Genomic DNA, 23,225 nt, shown 5'->3' on the forward strand with positions numbered 1-23,225 from the left:
TTCGCTAACGCGAGGTCACGTTGTAAAGAGGTTAATCGCTCTTTGCTGTTTCTGAGGTAACGGGGGTTTTCGACTTGCTCAAAATTACCATCCTGATCGATAGTCGAAAAGTAATGAGAAACACCCCAATCCAAGCCAACAGCTTTAGTGCCGCAGTTTCTCTCAATGGTGTCATACTCCATTGAAACTGAAATGAACCACTCACCATTCTTTCGGTTGATTTCGGCAGTTTTCGGCTTGCCTCCTGTGTTTCTAGCTTTACCTCGGATCTTAACGATACCAACATCAGCCAAATAAACAGCACCATGCTTTTTTTCTTTCAGGTTGAGCTTCCAACCATCACCATGAGCCTTGTAGCCCCAACCTTTAAAGCGTTGAAATGGTTTAAAACGTGGGAATCCAGCTTTCTTATCACCTTTTTTGAGCCGTCTAAAAAAACCGTCAAAAGCCAGTGCAACACGTTTTAATGTGACTTGCTCACTCTGAGCATTAGCATTGAAAATGCCATGCGCTTTACGATTATTACGCCACAGAGTGTTGATTTTGCACTGTTCGTGAAAGTTAAGACCGTAATTAGAATCACGATATGTTTCGATGCGATCACGTAAAGCCCAGTTGTACAACTGGTGATGGTGGACAAACAAATCCATCAGCGATTCTTCTTGAGAAACTGATGGTTTCATTTTATATGTAACTTTACGGATTGCTTTTTTCATAACAACTAATTATATTTAGTTGTTATGAAAAAACAAGCCCTAAACACGCTGTATCACAGCGTTTATAATATTCACTATCATTTAGTTCTTGTAACTAAATATCGTCGTCGCTGTATCACGCCAGAGGTTGCCGCGTACTTAGAATCTCAGTACAAAAGGTTGTTAAAATCTTGGGATTGTGAGCTTTTGGAGTGCAATGGTGAGCCAGATCACCTTCACCTTTTAATTTCTGCTAATCCCAAGATGCAACCAAGTAAAATGGTGAACAGTTTAAAAACTGCTACATCAAGACTTGTGCGAAAGGAGTTTTCCGAACACTTGGGTGAGTTTTACTGGAAGCCAGTTTTTTACAGCAGAAGTTATTGTCTGGTTAGTTGCGGAGGTGCGCCACTTGAAATCGTGAAGCAATATTTAGCTCAGCAGGAAGGATTTGATTAAAGCCACCACTTCGTGGTGGTGCGCCTTTCACCACCACCTAAATTAACTCGCTTTGGCTCATTAGATTTAGATGGAGCACTTGGCGCTATTGGGTAGATAAATCTTGGATGGATCATCGACCTAAATGCAAAGTTAAATGCTTCTTTAGGCTTAAAAACCATCCAGTCGCTAACATCAAAGTCTAGCCCATCATACATTTGCTTCATTGACTTCTCGCAATACTTTGCGCCTGGTGCAGATTTAATGGTTTCATTTACAGCTTTTACATAGTCAAGATTTGGACCGCCTGTGATTCCATGAAGAATACCATATACATGCACTGTCACCCCATCGATTGTCACCACAACGCTATCAAGTCTCTCTTGTTTTTTATCTTTAATATTATTTAGAATTGACATCATTTTTTCTCTTTAGATTTTTTCTGAAGTTATTCTATTTTTTTGTCGAATATCAACACCGTTCAGTGCTTAACCTTCAAGACTATTTCTAATTTTCGATGAAAATTTGCGTCAATACGCTGTTTTTGTGTCGTTTTTTATTAAACAAAACATTTTTGTAAACATTGTTGTGTACAATTCATGAAGTGAAAGCTATGATTATAAAAACAAAAACCTTGAAAAAACAAACAAAAGAGTAAAATCTCAATGATATCTAAACAGACTCGAATTGAGTTTTTCTCGCTAGCAGTAATGCATCTATCTATGGTGTACATTCTAATGCTAGCTAATGAAAACGCTACTTACATCGCTCTTGATTACTATGGGCTATACGTATTTGCTACACTTGCCGTTATTGGCACATTCAAAGACAAGTACGATTTCAAGTATGGTGTGATTTCACTACTGGTTGGGGGAAGCCTTGCTTACTTTATCGATATAAAGGACGTAGTGGTCTACGTCATGGAACAAATGGGTATGCACTTCCCAAACCCTAACACAATTGGCTTTTTTACATACTTGGCAGTATCAATCATTTCGATATGGAACATACTAGGAATCATCTTGAAAAAGATTAAGTTTTCATTTTTCAAAATGTTCTCATCAATCATGTTCCTTGCATCATTTACTGTCGCTATATTGTTCCACCAGCTTATCGTGATCAATCAATTTAATTTCTCTCACGATACGAGAAGTGTTCAGACAAAATCAATTCTATCTGATATTCATAAAAAGGAATTCTTTGACGGGTACTGTCAGGGCAATTATTTATTATGCATATCAACAACAGGTGAAGAATTTGAAGACTCAATCAATCATCTAGCGAAAAGAGTGCCGAGCATCAGCGAGACTAAAGATGTCATTATTGATGTCCATAACACACTGAAGAAAAGTGAAGTAGGGTATTTCTCATACACTTACACAAACTTAATCGATGAATTCTTCATCATTGAAACATACGTAAATAAAGACGCTTCTTACCTTGTGATTGATAAACCCACACATGAAGCCCACGTATTCTTTGCCTCTAAAATATTCATGTATTTATTCCAGGCTTTTACTACTATTTGGTTTTTATTTGGCACTATGCTAATAGCGATGCACCAAGATGTAATAAACAGGAAGAAAGCAGAAAGTTGAGAATTGATGGAGCCTGAAGGCTCCATTTTTTATCTGGAAAGGACAGTTCCATCAAGGTATTCTCTATCCATTTTTTGGATTGTATCGATTGGTAGCTTACGCCTCTCATTAATTGGGAGTCTCAATATATCTTTCTTATAAACAGGCACCACCTTTAACACCTTTACATCAGAAGTCCTGTATACCAGATACTCGTCATTTAAAGCCTCACCATTTTCCATCGCAATAGCAATTGAAGTACCGCACGTATCAATAATGGGCGAAATAAGCTCATCAAATTTCTCTTTTGATAACTCGTAATCATTCCTTAACTCATTAATATCTTCTATTAAATCAAAGACAGAGTCGAAGTTGTTAGCATACTCAGAGAACTGTTTAGTGTCGCGAAAAAGGGTATCATCAATGTCATTAAGCAATTGGTATACAGTCGGTAACACAGTGCAAACAGAATCAACTGGAATATGATTTAACATTTTCGGTTCTCTATCCTTGTACTGACACTGATACAGAACGCCATTTCCACCCATTCTGACTCTTCATCAAAATCCAGATCTTCTTCAAATATCTTATAATTAGTCAAAGCGTATGCCAACGCAGAGCTTCTGCGCTCAAAACCTGAAAAGGTATCGAGGTTAAGATTTTATCAAAGCCTGTTGCAGATATTACCGTCTACTTTATAAATGGTGATTCCATTACTATTCCATTTGCAAATGATATTAGAGACGCATTCAGATTTTGTACGTTGTTTGAAAACAATTTAGGAAAAGACCCTTTCTCTAAAGATGGGGGCAAAAGTAAAGTCATTATCAATAATTGATTAATAAAAGAGGTAAATTGTGAGTTTATATCTACAAAGATCTATCAATAGAATTTCTACTCTTGATGGAGCAGACACTAATGGCAAAGAAACATGGGAATTGATCGACAGTATCGATAAAAAACTGAACGAGATCGCTTCAAAATATGGACACTACTTTGATAGATGTTCCATAGGTGATCACGAACAATATGTACTCGTGTTGCACGACAAGAGACATGGTTCGACCTGCGTTTATAGTGGAGAATCCTTTAGCTATGAACAGATTGAAATTCCAGACAATCCTGAATTCCCAGCAAATTCTGAAGCGATTATCGCTGAGATTAATGCTTGTGAAGAGCTAAAGTGTATTCACGGCATTCAGTTTGACGAACCACAAAAACGCATATTTGTGTTTTCGTAAGTCCGTCTCTTGTTGATAAATTATAAATGCAGGTCTAAACAGCCTGTATTTTTTCATAAATAATTTTCTATAAAAACTGGTTTTTGATTCATTATTAGCACATAAACACGTTCATTCTTAATAATAGCTTTCACGTAATCTTTGTTTAAGTTGTCAAAATATTCTCCTTCAAAACCTATCAAAATCAGATTTTTTATCCAAGCCGCTTTCTCAGGCTTATCTGACGTTATAAAGCCTCCAAACTGAATTAGTTCAGATTCATCATTTTCCTTCACAACCTCCAAATGGTTTTGAATCAATGAGTTGCCGTACAGCGTTTCCCCCTGATCATCTAAAGTAACGGTTTCATAACCGCTTAGATGAACGACAAAACTAGGTGCGTCAAAGATCATCATCCCCTCATGGTACACTGTATGGATGTACAGTATTATGCTGATCATTTCACAATTGTGTCAACCCTAACATTCAGTTAATTTATTTGTTAAAGATCGCCTTCATGATAAAATTTATTAAAACGCCAATTTAATTGGCGAATATTCGAATGGTTTTCTCGCTCTTTGTGCGTTTTGATTTTCAGAATATTCTGAACACTCGAATTTTGTATGTTTAATAAATAAACTAATTAATAGAGATATTATTTATGAATAAGTATTGTGAAGCTTGGGCGGAAAAGCTTGGAATTGAGATCGCTGAATACATGGGTGCTGGTGATAATGGAATTGCATTCAAAACCAGTGATGACAAGGTAATGAAAATCACAGGCGATGTGGGAGAGTTCCTACATGCTCATAATCTTAAAGGAAAGTCTCTAAAGCACTTTGCCGAGATTTATGACACACGAATATTTCTAGACGGTAGTATGGGCATACTAATGGAAAAGCTTGAAATATGTGAAGAGCTAAAAGAACAATTCAAGACACTCTGTTCAATTGCCAAATCGAAGAATATGGGGATAGAGGAAGTCGATATCGATGAGGATGAATACTTCGACAGCATTTACGATCTTCAGCAAAACATCGCTGAGCTATTCACCGAAGACCACCAAAACAGACTTTTTTCAAGTGATCTACATCATGACAATATTGGTCTTAAGGAAGATGGGACGATTGCGGTTTTCGATATGCGGTATGATGAGCACATATTGAGAAAATTAGACATCGATGCGGAGCTTAACAAGATTAAACATGAACAATACCATTCTTTACATCAAGATCGCTCTTACGATATAGAGAGGTGACTTCATGAATATTACTGATCTTAAGCTTTTTCACGGCACCACCTCTGATAACTGGAATCCCAACTGTAATATGGGATATCTTTATGTGACAACCCATATCGAACATGCAAAGTATCACGCAAAAGATAGAGTTGAATCTGAAATGTCCGAGGGGATTGCTTCAGATATGGTGCTAATAATGCTCAATAATGAATGCTTATCTGAATTTGAGCTGCTTCCTGATAATGATGTGGACGAAAGTAACGGCTACGAGACATGGCAAGAGTCTTTGAAAGAGATTGGCACACTTATCCTGGTAGGCGACACACGAAAGCTTAAGTACCATTCTAAGATTCTTAAGCTAACTCCATCTTCTGACCTTGCTCCTTAACCATTAAGTATCAACATCCACTTGCATCAAGGATGATGCAACATAATACATATCAGATTTTTTCACCTAAATACTTGATTCTTATTATTGAAATTGGACTCAATTTATTGTCTAATTGTTTTTTATTAATCAATAAAAAGATAAGCATCAAATATGAAAAAAGGTCTACGAAAAATCATACTGATCAATTCCTACATGAAGGAGCTTGTATCGGAAGTTGAGATTGGTAACAACACCATGATTACGGGTGATAATGGCGCGGGTAAAACTAGCTTTCTTAAGCTAATTCCAGCCTTTTTCGGCATGAAAACATCCAAAATCTCAAAGAAATCTGAAAATACTGACAATTTTGTGCAGTTTTACCTTCCATATAAAAACTCATACATTGTCTATGAGTACGTGACACATTTAGGCAATGTGGCTCAAGTGGTTCTATCTAGACACCATACCACCAGCATCGAGCCTAAAGTTCAGTATCGTTTCGTAGCCAAGCCGTTTGATGCTTCTGATTACCTTAATGAAGAGCAAGAAGGTAAGTTCATTGCGCTCGAACCGCATGAATTGCATACGTTATGGTCTGAGCGCCTTATTAACTTCACTAAAGCAGTACCTACACAGTCAGACTTCCGTAAGGTTATGCAAAATGATGAGTTAAGAACCGTTGAAAAAGACTTCCATCCATACTCACTAACAGGTGGTCGAAACAACCTTAAACACATCGATTACATCGTTCATGCCTTGATAACGGGTAAGGTTAGCATTCCTGATATCAAATCATTATTAGCAAAAATCATGCATCAAAGCGGTGGAGACTACAAACTCCAGTTTAACCCGAATGAGGCTGAGCGTTGGATTGAGCATTACGAAGTTGTCAGCAAGTTCGAGTCTAAAAAAGAGCCTTACATGACCACTCTTGAAAACGGCAATGAACTGATTGAAAACGAAGACCAGCTTGAAGTTCAAGCTAAGTACATCGAATCTGCCTTGCAGGTAATTACTGAGCAGTTTGTAGAGCTTCAACAATCGGTGCAGGGCAAGAAGTCGGTACTGAAAGAAGCTGAAAACGCGAAGAATCAATTAATTGAGACAAGTAGTGAATCGCTATCCAATCTAAAGGGTCGCATTAGCGGTGCTTCAACTCAAATCGATAAAATCAACCGTCAGCAAGATCACTTCATCGACCAGGAGATTGAGCACAAATTAGCGTTGTTTGAGTCCATTCCTGAAAAAGAAGCCGATGTTGCAACGCTTCAGTCTGATCTTGATTACTATAGCTCTCACTCTAAAGATATTGAGCAAATTAATACTGAGTCAGAGCTTCGTGTTAAAGAAAAGAATGCAGACATTAAGCGCGAACAGAAAGCGAAAGAGTCCGCATTAAAAGCAATTGATGGAGAGCATGAGATTGCCAAGTCTTCTCTAGAGCAAAATCATTCGAAACTTATCAGTCAGATTGAAAAACAATACTCTCAAGAGCGCGAAATTTCGATTGGTGAAAAGCACAAAGTTGAAGCAGAGATATCCTCATTAAGCAACGCTATCTTATCCGTACCTCTCGATGAAGAAGTGGTAGCAATAGCGGCTGAAATCTCTAAGACTCACACTAGAGAAGTTGAGCTTCTTAACGAGAGTGGCAGCTTGAGCAGCCAAAAGTACAGCATCCAGAATTCAGACCTGTTGAGTGAAAAAAATACAATCACATCACAACTTAAAGAATTTCTGAATGAGAAAAACGCTCACTTAAAATCTATTGAAACACTGGATGAATTGAAGAACGGACTAAAAGGCTCTGCTCTTAATGCGATTCGCGCTATTGATCCAGAACTAATCAACAACCCAATCATCAAGGTACTTGGTCATAAACTGCTTCTCAGAACCGATTTAAGTGCTCATATTGATGAAATCGATATTGATGCTGGCATCTACGGTCTACACCTAGATATCGACTCTCTTCAGTCACCAAGCGAATTCGAAGACATGGATAACCAAATCATTATCCTTGATGAGAAAATCGCAGAAATTGACGAAAAAACTGAAGCTATACGTCAACGTTTAAAAGAAATCGATGCCAAAATTGCAACCAACAACGTTGAGCTTAAGCGACTTGACAAAAAACTTGATGAAGTAAGAACTCTGATCGATGAAAACAAATCGAAAAGGGAGTTCTTGTCAGATAAGAAAGCTTCTCTTATCGCGGAAAAAGAAGCCTCACTCATTAAGCGAAAAGAAGCCGCTGAAAAGATGCTTCGTAAGGCTGAACGCAACATTGCTGCTATCACAGAGAAAAGAGATGAAAGCATTGAAGAGCTTAATGCTTCACACCTTACTGCAAAGTCAGACTGCGACACCATGTTTTCTGAAAAGCGCGAAGCAAGTGAAGACATTTTTGAGCAGCGCATTGACCGTTTAAAGAAAGACATTAAAGCGATTAGAGAAGACGCTAACGCTCGCATCAATGACATCGATTTCGACAATGAAGCCTACCGCGCCGTTAAAGCAAGCTATGACAAGCTCATTGAAACGATTGAAGAGTACAGAAGCTACGAACCTTTAATCAACAGCTATACAAAATTCAAAGAGGACGACTTAACGCGTCTCGATGACCTGATAGCTGAAAAGCAAAGCTTACTGCAAGAGCAATCACTTTTGACTCAAAAAGTTGAAATAGCGAAGCAAGACTACGCTCGTAAGAAAGCCGATATCGAAACTGAAGTGTCAGCACTAAACAGAAAGATTGATGCTTTGACAGAGCTAAAATCAAACCTAACATCTCTAAGCTCAAGCTTGAGTGATATGGGTATTGAAACAGTCCACGATGCTGAGCTTCCTAATGACTTTGATATTTCGGACTTTGTAGCCACCAACCAGAAACTTGTCAGCAAAACAATTGCTATGGGTAAGAGTGTTAAGCGCGAGCTTTCTTCAATTCAACAAGAGTTGGTTAGTAATGGCAGCGAAGATATCCGTAAATGTTGGAATGATGAAGTCGGGATGATGACCACAAGCAATAGTCACAGACTTTACCGCGCTCAAATTGTCGCATTTAACAAAATCGTTCATGAAATCATTCCAGGCTTCAAACAGATCGTGATCAGTAATGCCTTAGCTATGGGGCATGGTGTAAATGAGTTCAAACTCCAGCTAAATGGCATTTCTAGAACGATTAACGACCTTGGAAGAAAAATTTCGGATGCAGTAAACGGGTGCTCAAACTACGACTCTATTACAGATATCAGCATCAACCTAGAGTCCGTAATCCATAAAATCCACGGTTGGGAAAGCATTGTTGATTTTTGTGATGCCTACACAAGCTGGCAAGAAAGCGATTACAAAGAGAATATTCTACCTGGTGAAACATTCAAAAATCGCCTGAAGCAAATCATCGATATTAAACGTATCGGTAACTCAGACGTTAAGATTGAAGACTTGTTTAATGTCGTATTCGCTGTAACTGAAAATGGCAGAAGAAAGACCGCTCGCACAGCGACTGACCTTGAGAAAATGAGTAGTAACGGTCTTACATTCCTATTCATCTCAACACTGTATCTAGGCATGATTAAGGTGCAGAGGGGCGCTAGCCTTGTCTCTATCCAATGGCCTGTAGACGAATTAGGCAAGCTTTCTACTGAAAACACGCTGAGACTTATCGGCATTCTTGAAAATAACAACATAGCCATCGCTACAGCTCTACCAGAGCCGAATATCGATTTGATGAACTCCTTTGGCAAGATGTATCACATTAGCAAACATGGATACCTAGTAGAGAACAACGTTGAAAAAGATGAGCTAGCACTAATGATGGAGAATGCGTAATGAGCACACTATTTGAAAAAACCGTGAACTTACTTTTGAGTGGTGCATTCATTTGCAAAATCACCGAACCTGAAGCACATAACTATCTTAATGACAGCCAAAATCAATACAGCGTAGATGTATTTGTTAAGCAAATTGGTAAAACACTGAAGAGCAGCAACAACGAAAATTGTTTCTATCTAGCATATCAAGAGATAACCTCAGAAAACCGCGCTCAAATCGCCAAGAACATCGAGCAGGCTAGAAATAGTGTTAAGCCAGCCGTTGAGTCAATTCGCGTCATTCTGGACGGTTTAAGAAGCGATATGGGCTTGTACGAGGGTCAAGAGATCGTTGAGGCTACAATTGAGAGCTACGCAGAAAATAATGACTCTTGTAAGGAGAGATTCCGTATCTTGTCGCAATCTCCAAGCATCAAGAAAGGCTCTAAGCTGAAAGACAACCTTCACGACCAAATCATGATGGTGTTGCAGTACCTTGTTCGTGAAGGATACCTTGTTCAACCTAATAAAAATCGAAACATCTTCCTGGTCACAGGGAAAATTTCATTCTTAATTGATTACCTTGATTTCATCAATGAGCGAGAAAAAATTATCGAAAAAGTTCGTGATGAAAGTGCTAAGCAAGGAGTGTTGTTTTGAGTGAATTATCAACGCTTATCAATCTTTTAAAGAAGAACTCTGACATTCTTGATGACGTATACAATCAAGGAACAAAGATTGAAGAAACCCAGAATAGGGAAAGAGCATTGGAACTGACTACCCAACGGGTAGTCTATGCCACCTCTGAGGGGTATCGCCTGAATCCGAAATTGAGAAACTTTTTTGACTCAATTTTCGGCAAAGAAACCAGCTCATACATTGATACTGATTTCAATGAACGCAAAAAGGTGATCCTAAATCAGATCAGTGCATATTCAGTTGCTAAGTACAACAATGACATGATCGGTATGGATAATGCCTTCTTCCTGATAACGGATGAAAGCTTTGCTACTGCGCACCAAGCTAAAGATGTAGTCGCAAAACTTCGTAGACGCGCAAATAGTGAGTTTTCTCACATCAAACGTCTGGAGGAAAAAATTAAGCTCAATGAAGATTCAGCAAGGATTAGTCGCGATGTAATTGAAGCATTTAGGCAGTTCAGTTCAGATGATTTTCTATTGGCACCAAATATCGACCATAAAATTTACAACTTCATCAAAAAAGAACTGATAGATCCTGTCATCAAGCTATGCGCTGAAATGACAGAAATCTTGAACAAACTTGCTGAAAACTCGATCAAGTTTAAAGAGTACAGTAAAAGCAATGAGCTTATCACCGCATTCTCTGACTATTGGATGCTTAGTCCTTCATATGAAATTGATGAGTTTACCGATGAGCAGTACGGTGAAAGCCAGTTCTTGATTCCAGACCCAATAATTCAAAGTGCTGTTATCGATATAGATTCTGATGAAAATGACGAGTTTGTGACAGATACGATTGAGAAAATCAAAGATGGAAACGATAAGTTAACGAAGGTAAAAAGTGAAGTCATTGAGGCTGAAAGCGTTGAGGCACAAGAGCTGCAAACCGAAAAGATTGTCACATTACAGCGAGGTCAGTTTGAAGTTGATTGCCGCAGCTTCCTCACAGAAGTTGTCAAAGAAAAAACCCGTACCAATAACGGATTGTCAGCGAAGAGATATCATAGTGAGAAGGGGCTAGTCTATGACCTAGACCAGTGGCTATTTGGCTTAACAATGTATCACGCTAAATTGAATAATCTTTATAGAAGCAGGTTTAAGATCGAATTGGATGGCGATAAACGCTATGACACTTTCGGAAACCTACTTTTGAAAGAGGTATCTGTAGAATACCAACATTAACAGTATCCCGCTAAGCGGGATACCTTAAATTCTGTAGAAATAAAATGAATAAATTAACGAAATCAGACATCAATAGACTGCACGGAATAGTCAACAAAACTACTGATAGCACCTGCATGGCTACCAATGCCATAAAATCTTTGCACGAGGACTTCGGGATTGGGAAAAGAGTGTCGAAGACGCATGTTAAATTCAATTCAAACGACAAAATAAAAATAATTAACAATATAAAAAGTCGTTTTAATTTAGATTTAAGAATCGCGTTAGAGGGTGACAGGACTACATTTTCTAATAAATCTGGCAATGAAAAGCTCGCTACTGAATCGCCAAAAGAGAAGAATATTGAAGTCCGATCTTTAATGGGAATCGTGAAGATTAATGGCATTGAATCTCACTTGTTTGATCCTTCAATCTCAATAGTTATGAATTCTGAGCAACTTAAGTCAGTTGAGCATACTTCAATTATCATTGTGGAAAACTATGTTGCCTTCAAGAAATTGTCTTCATCTATTCTACCCAAGCATCATGATTTTGCAGACCCTCTTATTGCATACAGGGGTGATAACACAAGGTCTCCGATTGATGGGGCTATTGAGCGTCTAAATACCATTACTTATAGCTGGATGGATTACGACCCACAAGGTTTCAATTTAGCCATTGCTAAAAAAGAAATTACGAAGGGAACCTTAATACCTTCAAACCCTGAGCAATTGTATTCGCAAAATTACGGTAAAAAGGATGTTTTTAATAAACAGTTACGATTTGTTGATGGGCTTAAGGATAAAAACATTGAGTGGGTTAATGATCATATAAACATAATGACGAACAAACTCATGGTACTTACTCAAGAGGGCATCATACACTCTGAGCAGCCGCTAAAACTAAAAAGCTGGTGAGCATTGACCGAAGTCATTAGTGTTTATGATTGAAACCACTATCGCTCTTATTAGAATTTGAACAAGTGTGAGCGCATTCCCCTTCCTTCAGGGAGGGGTGAGCGAACATGAAAACAAACTTGATTTATTTCTTGTTTTCACAATAAACTTTGTTGCCACATAGAGTAATGCGTGATACCTTAAGCTTTCGATTAATCTAATGATTTATTAGGATTTACCTTGGCAATATTAGGCTTTAGCTACAATATTTCTGATAAGATTAATCCAGAGCAAGCCACACTTTTTGCTCAATGGATTGGTGCTGCTAATGTGATCCGAAATCAAAAGATTAATGAATATAAAACCTTTCTAAAAAGCAAAACGCCAGAGCTTATTGCTCAAGGTTACGCTTCAATCAAAAACAATCCCGAGCTTTTATTTTTAAAAGACATTCCAGTTCAACTTTTACGCAATGCCGCAAGCTTGGTTTTCTCTGATGCGGAAGCCGCGAGAAAAGGACTTAGGAAGTTTCCAAAAATTAAAAACAAGTTTAAAAAACGAAGTGTTGTTTTAACTAAAGAAATGTTCTTTGTTGAGCCTTTCGAGAATGGCTCTCGGATCGTGATTAACAATCATGCCAAAGCGAAGCGAAGAATTGTTTTCTCTCTCACTGTTCCTCTTAAACCAGAACAAATCGGGAATCAAATAAGGCTTTCACGACAAGGTGCAAAATTCACTTTATCTGGCAGTTTTGATGATGGTCTCTTGGTTTTAGATGAAAAACAAATCCTTTCAGATTTGTCGCATTTATCTTATGAAGATCTTGAGCTTAAAACGACTGGAGTTGATAGAGGTATTGCGCTTCACCTTTGCTCTAGCGATGGATTTTCAGTCACTTACAGCCCTGAAGAAATGGTGCGTAAAAAGCACAGAGCCAAAAAGATAGCGCATTATCAACGCATTCTTGCACGTAAAAAACGCAGGAATAAGAACAAAACTAAAGCTTGTGAAACGAATCAACAACGCATTGTACAGGCCAGGATCAGCCGTATTCAGGCGAAAGAGTCCGATTGCCGAAACAATCATAATCACCACATTTCAAAAGCATTAGTCGAAAGTGCGAATCAGGTTATCGGTCTGGAAGATCTGAATTTAACTGGCATGACCAAACGTGCTAAACCTAAGAAAAATGAAGATGGAAAAGGATATGCCAGAAACAGAGCCAGAGCGAAAAGCGGTCTGAATCGATCACTGCTTGGCGTTGCGCTAGGTCAACTGGCTACTTACATCGAATATAAAGCCCGTAAAGTGGGTAAAATTGTAATTAGTGAACTGAATCCAGTGAATAGCTCAAAAGAGTGTGCTTGTTGTGGTAGCTTAAATACAGAGCGTCCAGACCAAGCGACTTTTAAGTGCTTATCATGCGGAAATGAAGATAACGCTGATGCAAATGCATCAAAAGTGCTAAAGAAACGACTGATACATTACATTAAAGAGCATACGTTTGCCAAAAGCAAAACTCGTAAAAGTATCGTAGCAAGAAAGAAAAAACTGGCTGACAGAGCCGACACCAGTATAAAAACGAGAGACAAAGAAAGCGCGGTGCTAACATCCTAGTGATGTTAGCTATAAGACCATAAAACTATGGCACCTTTCGCCTGATATTTTATATCGGAAATGTTTCTAATAGGACGAATATTTGGGCTTCGGCATCAATTATTCAGAAACCCAGCACTTTAGGGCTGGGAGGTTCATTATTGCAGATTAGCTTTTACAACCCTCCAATGGCAACCACTACATTCACATTTATGAATAAAATGGCAATATACCCTGATATTACCCTCGGAGATTTTCCAATATCGGGGTTATTTATGCATACATCATGAATACTGGATAAAGCGTGTGTGCCACACGCAAACTTCAATACCACTCGCTTTCTTTTCCTGTTTTTTATATCATATAAAAAATAACAATAGAAAAAGCAGAAGAAAATGAAGAAGGTAAACGAGGTTCAATTTTATCAAAATGGTAAAGTTCAAGTACCTATAGCCATAGGTGTCAACAACTTAGATATTAGCCAAGATACCCTCACATCCACTCTCAAGAGTTTTGAAGAGTTTTTTGCCATTGAACTGGCAGGTGAGTACTTAAGATTTAGTGCAGACCGCTCGGAAATTTGGGACTACGTTGATGAAGGACTCGGCACACACGATTTCCCATCCGAAATTGATGATTTCACACTTGAGTGCCTGAACAATGGTGAAAGCAGAAGAATCTCTGTAAACAACATTGATGTTTTGAATCTGGATGAAGAAGATGAACCATACTTCCATAATGGAGGCGTTAGGGCAGAGTGGGTTGATGGGAAGCTTGACCGAGAAAAATGGCTCTATCTGGTTGAATCGAGACCTGATGAACCAAAAGAGGGAGATAAGCCATTCATTGCAGCGATCATGACATACGCTGCTGCTTTCAACCAAAAGGCTTACCGTCCGAACTGGCAATCTTCCGATCAATGGAACTGGGATCTGATTAATGAAGATCACCCGTCATTAGATACGCTACGAAATATCAATGAGGCTCAATATTCAACCCCTATGGTGGTAGATGTTCCATTTGATGAGGTCAGATATCAGTTGTTTAGAGATCACATACACAATCAATATCCACACCTGGACATCAATTTTCTCGATTCCATTAACCAGGCAGTATTGAAGCTTAATGAGAGAATTGCTTACGAGCATGATACCGACAAGTTGGCCGAAAAATTTCTTTCAGTAATATCAAAATTCGATAAAGAAACTCAGAAAAACATGTGTTCTTTCATCAACAAAAAGAGCTTCAATGAAGCAAAATCTTTTGTTAATAGCTCACACAAGCGTATTTTTGAGCCAGAGTTACCAGAAGTGTCTGACAGCTCCTTAACGATGTGAACTTCACTTTAGACAAAAAAAGAAAAACCAGTCATAGACTGGTTTTTTTCATAATAACTGTTTAAGAGTGATTCACAACGCAAATGATATAAAAGCACATAAGACTTATACATCGCTTGTAGGTTCTGAATGTTTTTTATTATACATAAACTATTCACAGTGTAAAGCATTATTTGGCTAAGGTTAACAGCGCATTGACGTTCTAGAGTGATAAATCACCCATCCCTCTACCGATCTTGTTCAAGTTATCCTCTAAATGCTTAGCCAGAATATTTCTTAAGCTTTGATTGTCACCCGTATCTTTGAGCAGATCCATAAGGTTATGCACCTTTGTAGCGGAGCTAGGCATAAGGACATCGATCTAATGACTCCTGAAAGGAGTTTTAGGGTATCTGGTTAAAGTAGATGTGGTAGATTTATTAAAACCAGGGAATCTATCATCAACCCCCTTAATTTGAGTATCTCTGTTCAAAACAACTACATTTTCAGACAGGCACCTTTCGACTGATATTTTATATCGGAAATGTTTCTAACAGGATGAATATTTGGGCTTCGGCATCAATTATTCAGAAACCCAGCCCTTTAGCGCTGGGAGGTTCATTAGGGCAGAAATAACATCGGTATGCGAATAACCGTAGTTACATTATGTGAACAATGTAAAATTTTGATTTTCATTTATGGTGATATCTCATTGAAGAACAAGTTACCTTATTGAGATTGTTAACAACATCGAAACCATTGATAAAATAACGATTGTCTAATAAAATAAAATACTTACAAAGTCAAAATGGTTGTTGAAAATGAAGAAAATTCCAGATGAGTTCACACTCAAAACAGGTAGGTACTATGATTTCGAACAAGTTCTTTATTGCTACCTAACAGAACAAGATGGCGAAGACGCAGTTTACTTCATCGTAGACCCATCAAGAGGAATGTCATACGAAATTCGAGTTCCTCTTAATCTTCATAGCAGCGATAAGGAAATCAAGGAAAGAGTATTAAAGTCATTCATGAATGATGATTACGTTGGCTCACCTGCGCATTTTCAACAAAAACTAACTAAGTTTGGATGGCGAAATCATAAGGAAAAACTCTAGCTAATAGCGAACACTAATTTTCAATAAAGGCAGCATTTTCAATGCTGCCTTTAAATTTAAAATCATCAAGTTAATTTATTTCATTTTTCGTAATGAACATGTGAATAGGGCGGTTGAATAATAATTTCATCTATCAATATAAGTACGCATATATGTAAAAAAATAAAACTGTTTGCAAAGTATGTTATTTGCTAAAATGTATACAGATAAGTAGAGTTATAGGTTTTATGATGAGTGACAAATTAAGGTTTATGGTCGAAGCTATTGATGGAAACTTCGAGCGTGAATACGATACAGTTGAAGAATTCAAGAATAAAGAGTTAGGTCAGTACGTTGGCTTAAACTCTTACAGTATGACATCTTCTGATGGAATTTGCGTATATTACCCAGCAGATGATTACACAAAAAATAAAATTGAAGATTACCAATCCGCATCAATCGCAAACGATCTCGCAAAAAACTATGAGAGAAACACACAAGTCATCATTGCCAATGCTAGCGGCTTAGGCTTTGCAAATTTGTACAAAATGCAAAAGCATATCGAGAAAAATGGCAATGATGGTGAATACTATGTTGAAACTGACTCTGGAAGGTTCTTTATTGAATCTAGAGATGATGGCTCGTTCTTTAAGCCTTTAGAGCAGGGTAGGTACTTCAACATATATGAGGCTAAAAAAGACCAAATCGTTGACGTGTTTAAAAGTGAGAGCTTAGGATTTGGTGTTAAGAAGAAAGAAGGTATCAACTCTTTCCTAATCGATCCGAATACCATGCTTATACAGGACACCACCAAGACACACACTTCCATTGAATCAATCAAGAATGTTAAAGCTTCAAAGGAAAATGGTGTAGTCTCAGTTATTCGCTCTAGCTTTTATGATGGAAATGAAGATACTCCTGGCACAACGCACAAGTACACACCTGCTGTTATATCAGTCGATAGAGATACATACTTTTCAATTCTGAAAGAGCACTATCCAGAGTATGCGCGTGAAAGTGAACGTGATCAATTTGATTATGATGAACACTATAATCTAGAAACAAATACGCTCGGATACGTTTACGATAAAGATTTCCCAATTGAGAGCAGTAAAGTAAATGGTTTTAGCGCCAAAATACTAAAAGATAACGATACCACTATGGGTGAAGTAATCTTGGTTACTAAGGACTTTCTAGATGAAGTCCATTCTAATGATGATCAAGGTCTGACTGTGAGTATGTATGATGGTGACGTATATTTAGAGCTAGGTAAGTCATATGAGGCAACTGGGTCAACCTTTAGCTCCAAGCGCTCATTCACTGAAATACCGACAACTCATTTCAAGAAGATGAAGCCCAAAGAGAATGATTTAGATTTTCTCTTCTAATCTATAAGCGCTCTTAAGGGCGCTTTTATTTCCAGCCAATAGCGGAACAAAACTAAATTAATGTCCTATAGTAGAACTGTACTCCTTTACTTATATTGAATTTGATAAATCCACCCATAAAATTAATTTGTTTGAAAGGGCACGAAATTTATAGCTCACTTAAAAAGCCTCAGCTACCAACTGAGGCTTTTTACAATTATAGTGAAACTAAGTTTTAACACTGGATATCGATAATTACTCTTCCACAAACTAACAAGAAATAGTGTCTTTGGATTGTTTGCGAATGTTTCCACCCGCTAAACTGGAAAGAAAATGCATAGTATCAACAAGCTCTTCTAAGCTGCTCATTTTAATCCTTTTCTTGGTGCCATCAACAACCTCTAATTCTAACGAAAAGCTAATGGACATAGATCTATCTGACGTTTTTGCTAAAGGTTTCGCTTGGATTATCTCAGAGATTAAGTATGGTCGTTTACCGTATAGAAGTGTAATTTGCTTTGTCGAACAAGATACACTTGCGTCTGTACCAAATCTCTTAGTTTCTACGTAGTTTCCTCCTGACGAGTTAAAAGAAGTAATTTGTTCATCTAAATCTTCATTATTCATCTTTTGTGCAAATTTGTTCATGATGATTAGACAAATCCCCGCGAACGCGCAAAACAAAACCACGGATAAAAATATATAGTCTTCTGTCATATTACTCATAATATGGTCTTTTTATTTGTTTAATTAATAAAGTCAACATTCATCATAACTTATGAGGCTATGTGGACAATAACTGCTATCAATGAAAGGGCGATAAGGATAATAGAACCTATAAGCGTCATATCTTTATCAAATGCTTCAGTTTGGGCATACTGAGACTCAAGAACCGAATCATCGTCTTCAAAGCTTAAAAGCCCACCAGACCAGCCAGCCATTGCTTCTGGTGCTAAAACTAAAGCAGGGAGTAGGATGCCAAACAGTAAACTATATACTGTTAATTTTGCATACAAATACTTCCTGTTCTTCTTTTCAATCGCGCAGATTTTTCCTTTATTTAGAAACATAAGAAAAGCAAAGAGGACTAGTGAACCAATAAAGTAATAAGTTAGAAATTCTATTTTGAACTCTCAATTTTTATTTTCAATTAATTATACGGTCAATTCCCTTAAAATCAACGTAAATTGACTGGCTCATTAATCACATACTAAACCGTATACTAATGAATAAAGGGTAGCTCAAGGCTACCCAATACCGATTGGTCACTTTCTTCTCTGATTCGTGCCACCTGTGTGAGCAAGGATAGAGCTTGATCTTAAAGTTACACTTCGACACCTAACTAGACCCAAATAGTATGTTTACTACAATTATAATTGTTAAATGAATTGAATAACTTTCCTTATGCTTGATAAAATAGGATTAAGAATTAGCAATGAAAAATAAACATGAATAAGATAATCAAAGCTCTAGAGTGCAGACTTAACATTAAAGTTTTAAAAGAAATTGGCTCAGGTCTACAAGGAGTAGCTTACGAAACTGATGATGGTAGAGTATTAAAAATCACAAACTCTTTTTCAGAGGCGCTTAATTCAAAACACTTAATGAATGAACGCTCACAGCATACTGTAGAGTTTTATGATGTCGGTAAACTTATCAACGACAAATACTATATCCTTCAGGAGAAAGTTGAAACGGGTATCGCTCAGCAATTATTTGAGGATTTAATGGAATATGCTGAAGACAAATTCAATTATGACTTTGATTCAATGTTAGGATGTGAAACAAAGGCAGATATAGACCTCTCTGAAGAACACGCTATATTCTTCGAATCAATTCAACTGGCATTAAGAGATTTGGCTTCAAAGGGTATTTATTCTTTTGATTTAACTGAAGGAAATGTGGGTCGAACTACAGACGGTAGATATGTTGTATTTGATATCGAGACTGAAGACTATGAGCCTACATTAGAAGATTTCGCCTATATGAACAGGAATCAAAATACAGATAAAGGCTGCTCACATAGTCCAGGATTCTGATTTCAAGGACTTCATTTGCTGTCCTTTATTCATTTGTATCGAGTAGATGCGAAATTGTTAGAACAGGGCATCTGGCGGGTTGTGAGCAAACTTTAAAAGATAAGTAATTAATATTATATAAAGTTATTCAAAACTTCTTGCAACTGGTAAACTAAGCAAAAAATATAAGGAAATAATCATGACAATCGATCCAGGCGTATATGGACTCATAGGCGGAGTGGGAATGTTTTTAACGGAAGCGCTCATTTGCTATAAAGCTCTAAGGTTTGAGCCTAAATGCATGGCTTTGGTCTGGTGTAGCGCTTGCGTAGCATTAATTATAATACTTGGAATGATGTTAAGTTATTACCACTCTGTCAATGTAACTGATGCAAATCGAGTTCTTTATGAGGGCTTTAAGCCTCTTGTTATAGGGGTGCGTGATCAGATAGGTTTAACTTTGCTAACATACAGTATTTTAACTTGGAGCCTTATTGGATTTCAGGTTTACAAGAAAAAAGAATCTGAGTATTACTCTAGATACTATAACTAAAATGAAGTCTTGACCCCAAGGGCTGCTCTAGCAGCTCTTTCTCATATTTGGAGTGGTATGATAGCTCAGGGTAGAGCAGAGCATATGCGGGTTTCGGACAATAGTTGCTGAAATGACCATCAAATAAATGTCACTTCATAATCTTGATCCTTGTTTTGGAAAAGGTTAAATGTGACATTATTACCGTCAATTTCCATCCATGCTATACCTGCTACTTGTTCTTTTTTCTCTATTGCTTTATGCAGCTTGCTACATCCCAAGAACTCTTTTCTTCTTGCAGATCTAGATTGCATGAAATTTATATCTGGGTCAAAAGTGGCTCTTTAAAGCAACCAAAATTAATTATTAAGAATATAATAACATGCGAGATTAAGCACGACACCTCTGGACTTTAGTTGAGAAAAGGGTGGTGCAGGGTATCTAGCAACTTATAAGCGAGGTGCTAATCAAAAGTCATATTTTTTATTTCTCTTTTTCTACTATGCTTTTGACGGATTCCCTTATATCTCTTGACAGCAAGATTAATTGATTTGATGCTGATTTAAAATCGAATTGCTGAATATTACTTCCTTTTTCAATTTTATCTTTATTGTCTTCATAAAGATACCTTGAGTACTTGAAGTAATTAGCGTACCTGTATAATTCTTGTTCTATTTCCCATCCACGCTTAATTAAGCTTTCTGATAACTGTACTTTAGCTTTTATAGGAATCCTTTTATAAAGATTATGTAGGGTATGTCCTGATTTACCATTAATCCTGTTTGTTTGCGGATTGATTAAGAATGACTTTAAGTAAATCTCTATTGCAAGAGATGCATTTATACAGCTTGAGTGAAGACTATTAGATTCTAAACATAATGATAGATCGTTATTTATGTTTTTACTTATAGACTTTAAGAATAATAAATATCCGTGTTCTGCCAAATCCTGAAATCCATTTGCAGTTTGATATGCTGGTAAGAATACACTTTTTTTAAACGAATGAATGCAGCCAGATGAAGTTTTCTTTTTCATATTTTAAGCCTCTTTTTATTTAATAATGTAGATAAATCAGGCGTGAGTCAAGATCTGACTACTTGTAGATTTATCCAGATTTACAGAGCCGATGGTAAACAGTGTTTTTGGAGTTAGCGCTTCAGTAAAAGGTTTAATCGATGGCGGGTTGAAAGAGTTACTTGGAATAATGATTTTATACCTGGTACTTACTCCTTGTTATGCCGAATATAGGCGATACGTAATAAATAAGTCTAACGAAAATATTAAATTTTTAATCAAAGAACCATAGGTATCGCATAGAGATATTTAGAAATTGCAAATTGATCGCTGAGTAATGACTTAAGAATCTGAATTTGTACAGCTTTTTGCCTCTTGCATTATTTGTGCCAAGTGCGTATTATATGGATTATGTTAAATCCAGTGTGATCTAAGTCACACTTTCAGTGTAATGCAATGCAATAGCACTTATGACCCTCCCCGAATCTTTGTAAGTAATTGAATATTAAGGCAATTTAACATAAAAACTGTAATCTGCATTTTTTGCAGATTACAGTTTAAATCTATTTCACTAAGATGTGTTGAAGCCCCATAAGCAGCTTAAAATGACTAAAGTTAGTCGAATTATGATCGCCGTTAAACTCAATGAAATTAACAGAAAAGCCATCTGCCATTAGAGCATTCTTAAAACTCACCGCAGATTCAATGCTGAACAACTGATCTTTATTTCCGTGAATCAAAGTAAATTTAGTATTTCTAGCTAAATCAGGAGTTTCTAATAACTTATTTAACGAGTTGTAATCCTCTAATAGAAATGAGTTTATGAGGCTTTTCAGACCTTTTGATTCTGTCACTGCTACCGACAAGTCTGAGAATCCAGATTGGATAATTACATTACTCACAGCAGAAGGATTTTGAACAAAAAGCTCTATTGCGTGAGCTGAACCAATAGAACGCCCCCATAATATTAACTCGCTCCCATCATAATGTTGCTCTAGCCATTTATTCGTTGCCTTTATGGAGCCTTTAAGACTAGGAAATCCATCGCTATTACCGTATCCAGGATATTCAATCATAACTATATTGTACCCAATCTCTCTGGACAGGTTTTTAAAGCTCCAAGCATAGTCGTCTACTAACTCCATGTTTCCATGAAAAAAGACAATGAGTGGCTTTGACTCATCTCCTTTAAAGTAGAGAGTTTTAATCTGATTGTTATCAACCACAATCTTCCCAACAACCATGTTTTCAGAGCTGCTAAGTTCGTACTCTTGAAGTGATCGGAAATACGCTGGGTAAATCGCAGCGTTTTGCAGTAGAAAGAGCAATGCCATTCCAAGTATTATGGAAGATGCAATGAGTGCAGCTTTAACTTTCATAATAAATTACCCACTACTACATTAATTAGAATGGTGATACTTTTAAGCAGACAGTATCAATGTCTCTAGGCAAATCATCATCAAACAAGAACTTAACTGTACCCACATAAGACTGACCATCTTGCTTGAAATCGGATAGTAAAGCGCAAGGATGCCAATCATCAATCGCCTGACTCATCGCACTATATGACAACAAAAGATTTGTATCTGATACCACCTTAAACTCATACTTAGTCAAAAATGTATCTATACCAAATACATCAGCATCAATCTTACGTGTGAATTCAATTTCAATATCTACTTTTTTGAAGTCATCTTCAGATAGTGGTTTATTTACCGAATCTTGTTGGTTTACACGGCTAGCAAGCCCCTTCAACATTTGCTCAATTTCAGTAATTGAACTCTCTGCATCATCGAGATCATATGATGATTCACCTACGTAACCTTTAGCTATCTCATTCACGTTACAGTCTTGGCATTCCAAAAATGCTTGTTCGCTACGAAAGGCTTGGTCTTTTCTTGATTTACTCAACTCATCACGAAGTGCATTCATCGAAAATACTAAACTTGAAAGTCTGGCTTTAATCTCTTCTCTTCGATCTGCAACAAGTTTGGCTTCTCGCTCTCTCTTTTCTCTACCTTGTAACTCCCTAATGTAGTCCATTATGTTGATGGAAATTACAAATACGAAGAATGCAATGACAAACGCGCCAACTATAGCTACTACATCTAATAACCCCAAAACCATATCTAAATTCCTCAATTTTTTAGTGTGTCAGGCTTACATCTCTATGTA

General features: G+C 37.2%; 25 protein-coding genes. 15 read left to right on the forward strand and 10 right to left on the reverse strand.

Going from position 1 to position 23,225, the window contains the following annotated elements; all coding sequences use genetic code 11:
* On the reverse strand, positions 1-716 hold a 716-nt coding region (locus R7Q39_RS21955), incomplete at its 3' end, for a transposase (RefSeq protein WP_318076818.1).
* Between the two features lie 24 nt (positions 717-740).
* On the opposite strand from R7Q39_RS21955, the gene tnpA reads away from it, so the two are divergent.
* Entirely contained in the window at positions 741-1,154 is a 414-nt protein-coding gene (gene tnpA / locus R7Q39_RS21960) for an IS200/IS605 family transposase (protein WP_138564053.1), read from the forward strand.
* Here the strand turns inward: tnpA and R7Q39_RS21965 are convergent.
* A complete protein-coding gene (locus R7Q39_RS21965; RefSeq protein ID WP_318076819.1) occupies positions 1,151-1,555 on the reverse strand; it encodes a hypothetical protein in 405 nt (134 codons plus the stop codon). The two genes, tnpA and R7Q39_RS21965, sit on opposite strands and share 4 nt — an antisense overlap.
* A 243-nt stretch (positions 1,556-1,798) precedes the next feature.
* Between R7Q39_RS21965 and R7Q39_RS21970 the strand changes: the two genes are divergently transcribed.
* Positions 1,799-2,731 carry a hypothetical protein gene (locus tag R7Q39_RS21970; protein WP_318076820.1) on the forward strand — a complete coding sequence of 311 codons (933 nt, stop codon included), beginning with the start codon at positions 1,799-1,801 and terminating at the stop codon, positions 2,729-2,731.
* A 29-nt stretch (positions 2,732-2,760) separates the two neighbouring features.
* On the opposite strand, the gene R7Q39_RS21975 is transcribed toward R7Q39_RS21970, so the two are convergent.
* Positions 2,761-3,258, reverse strand: coding sequence for a hypothetical protein (locus R7Q39_RS21975; RefSeq protein ID WP_318076821.1), 498 nt, complete (start codon positions 3,256-3,258; stop codon positions 2,761-2,763).
* Between the two features lie 309 nt (positions 3,259-3,567).
* Between R7Q39_RS21975 and R7Q39_RS21980 the strand changes: the two genes are divergently transcribed.
* Positions 3,568-3,951 carry a hypothetical protein gene (locus R7Q39_RS21980; RefSeq protein ID WP_318076822.1) on the forward strand — a complete coding sequence of 128 codons (384 nt, stop codon included), beginning with the start codon at positions 3,568-3,570 and terminating at the stop codon, positions 3,949-3,951.
* A gap of 53 nt (positions 3,952-4,004) precedes the next feature.
* Here R7Q39_RS21980 and R7Q39_RS21985 read toward each other — a convergent pair whose 3' ends face one another.
* The gene (locus R7Q39_RS21985; protein ID WP_318076823.1) at positions 4,005-4,346 is read right to left on the reverse strand and encodes a hypothetical protein; all 342 of its coding nucleotides are present in this window, start codon (positions 4,344-4,346) and stop codon (positions 4,005-4,007) included.
* Positions 4,347-4,591: 245 nt separating this feature from the next.
* On the opposite strand from R7Q39_RS21985, the gene R7Q39_RS21990 reads away from it, so the two are divergent.
* The 10 genes from R7Q39_RS21990 to R7Q39_RS22035 all read left to right on the forward strand — a co-directional run bounded on the left by R7Q39_RS21990 (position 4,592) and on the right by R7Q39_RS22035 (position 17,507).
* Positions 4,592-5,188, forward strand: coding sequence for a hypothetical protein (locus tag R7Q39_RS21990; protein WP_318076824.1), 597 nt, complete (start codon positions 4,592-4,594; stop codon positions 5,186-5,188).
* A 4-nt stretch (positions 5,189-5,192) separates the two neighbouring features.
* Positions 5,193-5,558 carry a hypothetical protein gene (locus R7Q39_RS21995; protein ID WP_038129015.1) on the forward strand — a complete coding sequence of 122 codons (366 nt, stop codon included), beginning with the start codon at positions 5,193-5,195 and terminating at the stop codon, positions 5,556-5,558.
* Positions 5,559-5,711: 153 nt separating this feature from the next.
* On the forward strand, positions 5,712-9,371 hold the full coding sequence (locus tag R7Q39_RS22000; protein WP_318076825.1) for an ATP-binding protein: 3,660 nt from the start codon (positions 5,712-5,714) through the stop codon (positions 9,369-9,371).
* Positions 9,371-10,012: a condensin complex protein MksE gene (locus tag R7Q39_RS22005; RefSeq protein WP_020331331.1), complete on the forward strand. Its 642-nt coding sequence runs from the start codon at positions 9,371-9,373 to the stop codon at positions 10,010-10,012. The genes R7Q39_RS22000 and R7Q39_RS22005 overlap by 1 nt, the downstream gene beginning before the upstream one ends.
* On the forward strand, positions 10,009-11,235 hold the full coding sequence (locus R7Q39_RS22010) for a hypothetical protein (protein WP_318076826.1): 1,227 nt from the start codon (positions 10,009-10,011) through the stop codon (positions 11,233-11,235). The genes R7Q39_RS22005 and R7Q39_RS22010 overlap by 4 nt, the downstream gene beginning before the upstream one ends.
* Positions 11,236-11,279: 44 nt before the next feature.
* The gene (locus tag R7Q39_RS22015; RefSeq protein WP_318076827.1) at positions 11,280-12,131 is read left to right on the forward strand and encodes a hypothetical protein; all 852 of its coding nucleotides are present in this window, start codon (positions 11,280-11,282) and stop codon (positions 12,129-12,131) included.
* Between the two features lie 219 nt (positions 12,132-12,350).
* Positions 12,351-13,727 (forward strand): transposase, encoded by a 1,377-nt coding sequence (locus R7Q39_RS22020; protein WP_318076828.1) that lies wholly within the window; start codon positions 12,351-12,353, stop codon positions 13,725-13,727.
* Positions 13,728-14,101: 374 nt separating this feature from the next.
* Positions 14,102-15,043, forward strand: a complete 942-nt coding sequence (locus R7Q39_RS22025) for a hypothetical protein (protein WP_318076829.1) — start codon at positions 14,102-14,104, stop codon at positions 15,041-15,043.
* 800 nt (positions 15,044-15,843) lie between these two features.
* Entirely contained in the window at positions 15,844-16,140 is a 297-nt protein-coding gene (locus R7Q39_RS22030) for a hypothetical protein (protein WP_318076830.1), read from the forward strand.
* Positions 16,141-16,367: 227 nt separating this feature from the next.
* Positions 16,368-17,507, forward strand: coding sequence for a hypothetical protein (locus R7Q39_RS22035; RefSeq protein WP_318076831.1), 1,140 nt, complete (start codon positions 16,368-16,370; stop codon positions 17,505-17,507).
* 249 nt (positions 17,508-17,756) lie between these two features.
* Here R7Q39_RS22035 and R7Q39_RS22040 read toward each other — a convergent pair whose 3' ends face one another.
* Together R7Q39_RS22040 and R7Q39_RS22045 are read right to left on the reverse strand one after the other, a co-directional pair.
* Entirely contained in the window at positions 17,757-18,134 is a 378-nt protein-coding gene (locus tag R7Q39_RS22040; RefSeq protein WP_318076832.1) for a hypothetical protein, read from the reverse strand.
* 128 nt (positions 18,135-18,262) lie between these two features.
* A complete protein-coding gene (locus R7Q39_RS22045; RefSeq protein ID WP_318076833.1) occupies positions 18,263-18,556 on the reverse strand; it encodes a hypothetical protein in 294 nt (97 codons plus the stop codon).
* Positions 18,557-18,934: 378 nt separating this feature from the next.
* Between R7Q39_RS22045 and R7Q39_RS22050 the strand changes: the two genes are divergently transcribed.
* Positions 18,935-19,525, forward strand: coding sequence for a hypothetical protein (locus R7Q39_RS22050; protein WP_318076834.1), 591 nt, complete (start codon positions 18,935-18,937; stop codon positions 19,523-19,525).
* A 178-nt stretch (positions 19,526-19,703) separates the two neighbouring features.
* Positions 19,704-20,057 carry a hypothetical protein gene (locus tag R7Q39_RS22055; RefSeq protein ID WP_318076835.1) on the forward strand — a complete coding sequence of 118 codons (354 nt, stop codon included), beginning with the start codon at positions 19,704-19,706 and terminating at the stop codon, positions 20,055-20,057.
* Between the two features lie 119 nt (positions 20,058-20,176).
* Here R7Q39_RS22055 and R7Q39_RS22060 read toward each other — a convergent pair whose 3' ends face one another.
* From R7Q39_RS22060 to R7Q39_RS22075, 4 genes are all read right to left on the reverse strand, one after another.
* Entirely contained in the window at positions 20,177-20,350 is a 174-nt protein-coding gene (locus tag R7Q39_RS22060; RefSeq protein WP_318076836.1) for a hypothetical protein, read from the reverse strand.
* A 169-nt stretch (positions 20,351-20,519) separates the two neighbouring features.
* Positions 20,520-21,071, reverse strand: a complete 552-nt coding sequence (locus R7Q39_RS22065) for a HEPN domain-containing protein (RefSeq protein ID WP_318076837.1) — start codon at positions 21,069-21,071, stop codon at positions 20,520-20,522.
* 542 nt (positions 21,072-21,613) lie between these two features.
* A complete protein-coding gene (locus R7Q39_RS22070) occupies positions 21,614-22,429 on the reverse strand; it encodes an alpha/beta hydrolase (RefSeq protein ID WP_318076838.1) in 816 nt (271 codons plus the stop codon).
* 25 nt (positions 22,430-22,454) lie between these two features.
* Positions 22,455-23,177, reverse strand: a complete 723-nt coding sequence (locus R7Q39_RS22075; protein ID WP_318076839.1) for a hypothetical protein — start codon at positions 23,175-23,177, stop codon at positions 22,455-22,457.
* Positions 23,178-23,225: the final 48 nt, after the last annotated feature.

It is taken from the genome of Vibrio sp. 947 (assembly GCF_033339115.1).
Taxonomy (GTDB): Bacteria; Pseudomonadota; Gammaproteobacteria; order Enterobacterales; family Vibrionaceae; genus Vibrio; species Vibrio alginolyticus.

Excerpts from the sequence above, each read along its gene's own strand:
- tnpA (WP_138564053.1), top strand. The coding sequence starts at position 741 with ATGAAAAAACAAGCCCTAAACACGCTGTATCACAGCGTTTATAATATT.
- R7Q39_RS21965 (WP_318076819.1), bottom strand. The coding sequence starts at position 1,555 with ATGATGTCAATTCTAAATAATATTAAAGATAAAAAACAAGAGAGACTT.
- R7Q39_RS21970 (WP_318076820.1), top strand. The coding sequence starts at position 1,799 with ATGATATCTAAACAGACTCGAATTGAGTTTTTCTCGCTAGCAGTAATG.
- R7Q39_RS21975 (WP_318076821.1), bottom strand. The coding sequence starts at position 3,258 with ATGGGTGGAAATGGCGTTCTGTATCAGTGTCAGTACAAGGATAGAGAA.
- R7Q39_RS21985 (WP_318076823.1), bottom strand. The coding sequence starts at position 4,346 with ATGATGATCTTTGACGCACCTAGTTTTGTCGTTCATCTAAGCGGTTAT.
- R7Q39_RS21990 (WP_318076824.1), top strand. The coding sequence starts at position 4,592 with ATGAATAAGTATTGTGAAGCTTGGGCGGAAAAGCTTGGAATTGAGATC.
- R7Q39_RS21995 (WP_038129015.1), top strand. The coding sequence starts at position 5,193 with ATGAATATTACTGATCTTAAGCTTTTTCACGGCACCACCTCTGATAAC.
- R7Q39_RS22000 (WP_318076825.1), top strand. The coding sequence starts at position 5,712 with ATGAAAAAAGGTCTACGAAAAATCATACTGATCAATTCCTACATGAAG.
- R7Q39_RS22005 (WP_020331331.1), top strand. The coding sequence starts at position 9,371 with ATGAGCACACTATTTGAAAAAACCGTGAACTTACTTTTGAGTGGTGCA.
- R7Q39_RS22015 (WP_318076827.1), top strand. The coding sequence starts at position 11,280 with ATGAATAAATTAACGAAATCAGACATCAATAGACTGCACGGAATAGTC.
- R7Q39_RS22025 (WP_318076829.1), top strand. The coding sequence starts at position 14,102 with ATGAAGAAGGTAAACGAGGTTCAATTTTATCAAAATGGTAAAGTTCAA.
- R7Q39_RS22030 (WP_318076830.1), top strand. The coding sequence starts at position 15,844 with ATGAAGAAAATTCCAGATGAGTTCACACTCAAAACAGGTAGGTACTAT.
- R7Q39_RS22035 (WP_318076831.1), top strand. The coding sequence starts at position 16,368 with ATGATGAGTGACAAATTAAGGTTTATGGTCGAAGCTATTGATGGAAAC.
- R7Q39_RS22040 (WP_318076832.1), bottom strand. The coding sequence starts at position 18,134 with ATGAACAAATTTGCACAAAAGATGAATAATGAAGATTTAGATGAACAA.
- R7Q39_RS22045 (WP_318076833.1), bottom strand. The coding sequence starts at position 18,556 with ATGTTTCTAAATAAAGGAAAAATCTGCGCGATTGAAAAGAAGAACAGG.
- R7Q39_RS22050 (WP_318076834.1), top strand. The coding sequence starts at position 18,935 with ATGAATAAGATAATCAAAGCTCTAGAGTGCAGACTTAACATTAAAGTT.
- R7Q39_RS22055 (WP_318076835.1), top strand. The coding sequence starts at position 19,704 with ATGACAATCGATCCAGGCGTATATGGACTCATAGGCGGAGTGGGAATG.
- R7Q39_RS22060 (WP_318076836.1), bottom strand. The coding sequence starts at position 20,350 with ATGCAATCTAGATCTGCAAGAAGAAAAGAGTTCTTGGGATGTAGCAAG.
- R7Q39_RS22065 (WP_318076837.1), bottom strand. The coding sequence starts at position 21,071 with ATGAAAAAGAAAACTTCATCTGGCTGCATTCATTCGTTTAAAAAAAGT.
- R7Q39_RS22070 (WP_318076838.1), bottom strand. The coding sequence starts at position 22,429 with ATGAAAGTTAAAGCTGCACTCATTGCATCTTCCATAATACTTGGAATG.
- R7Q39_RS22075 (WP_318076839.1), bottom strand. The coding sequence starts at position 23,177 with ATGGTTTTGGGGTTATTAGATGTAGTAGCTATAGTTGGCGCGTTTGTC.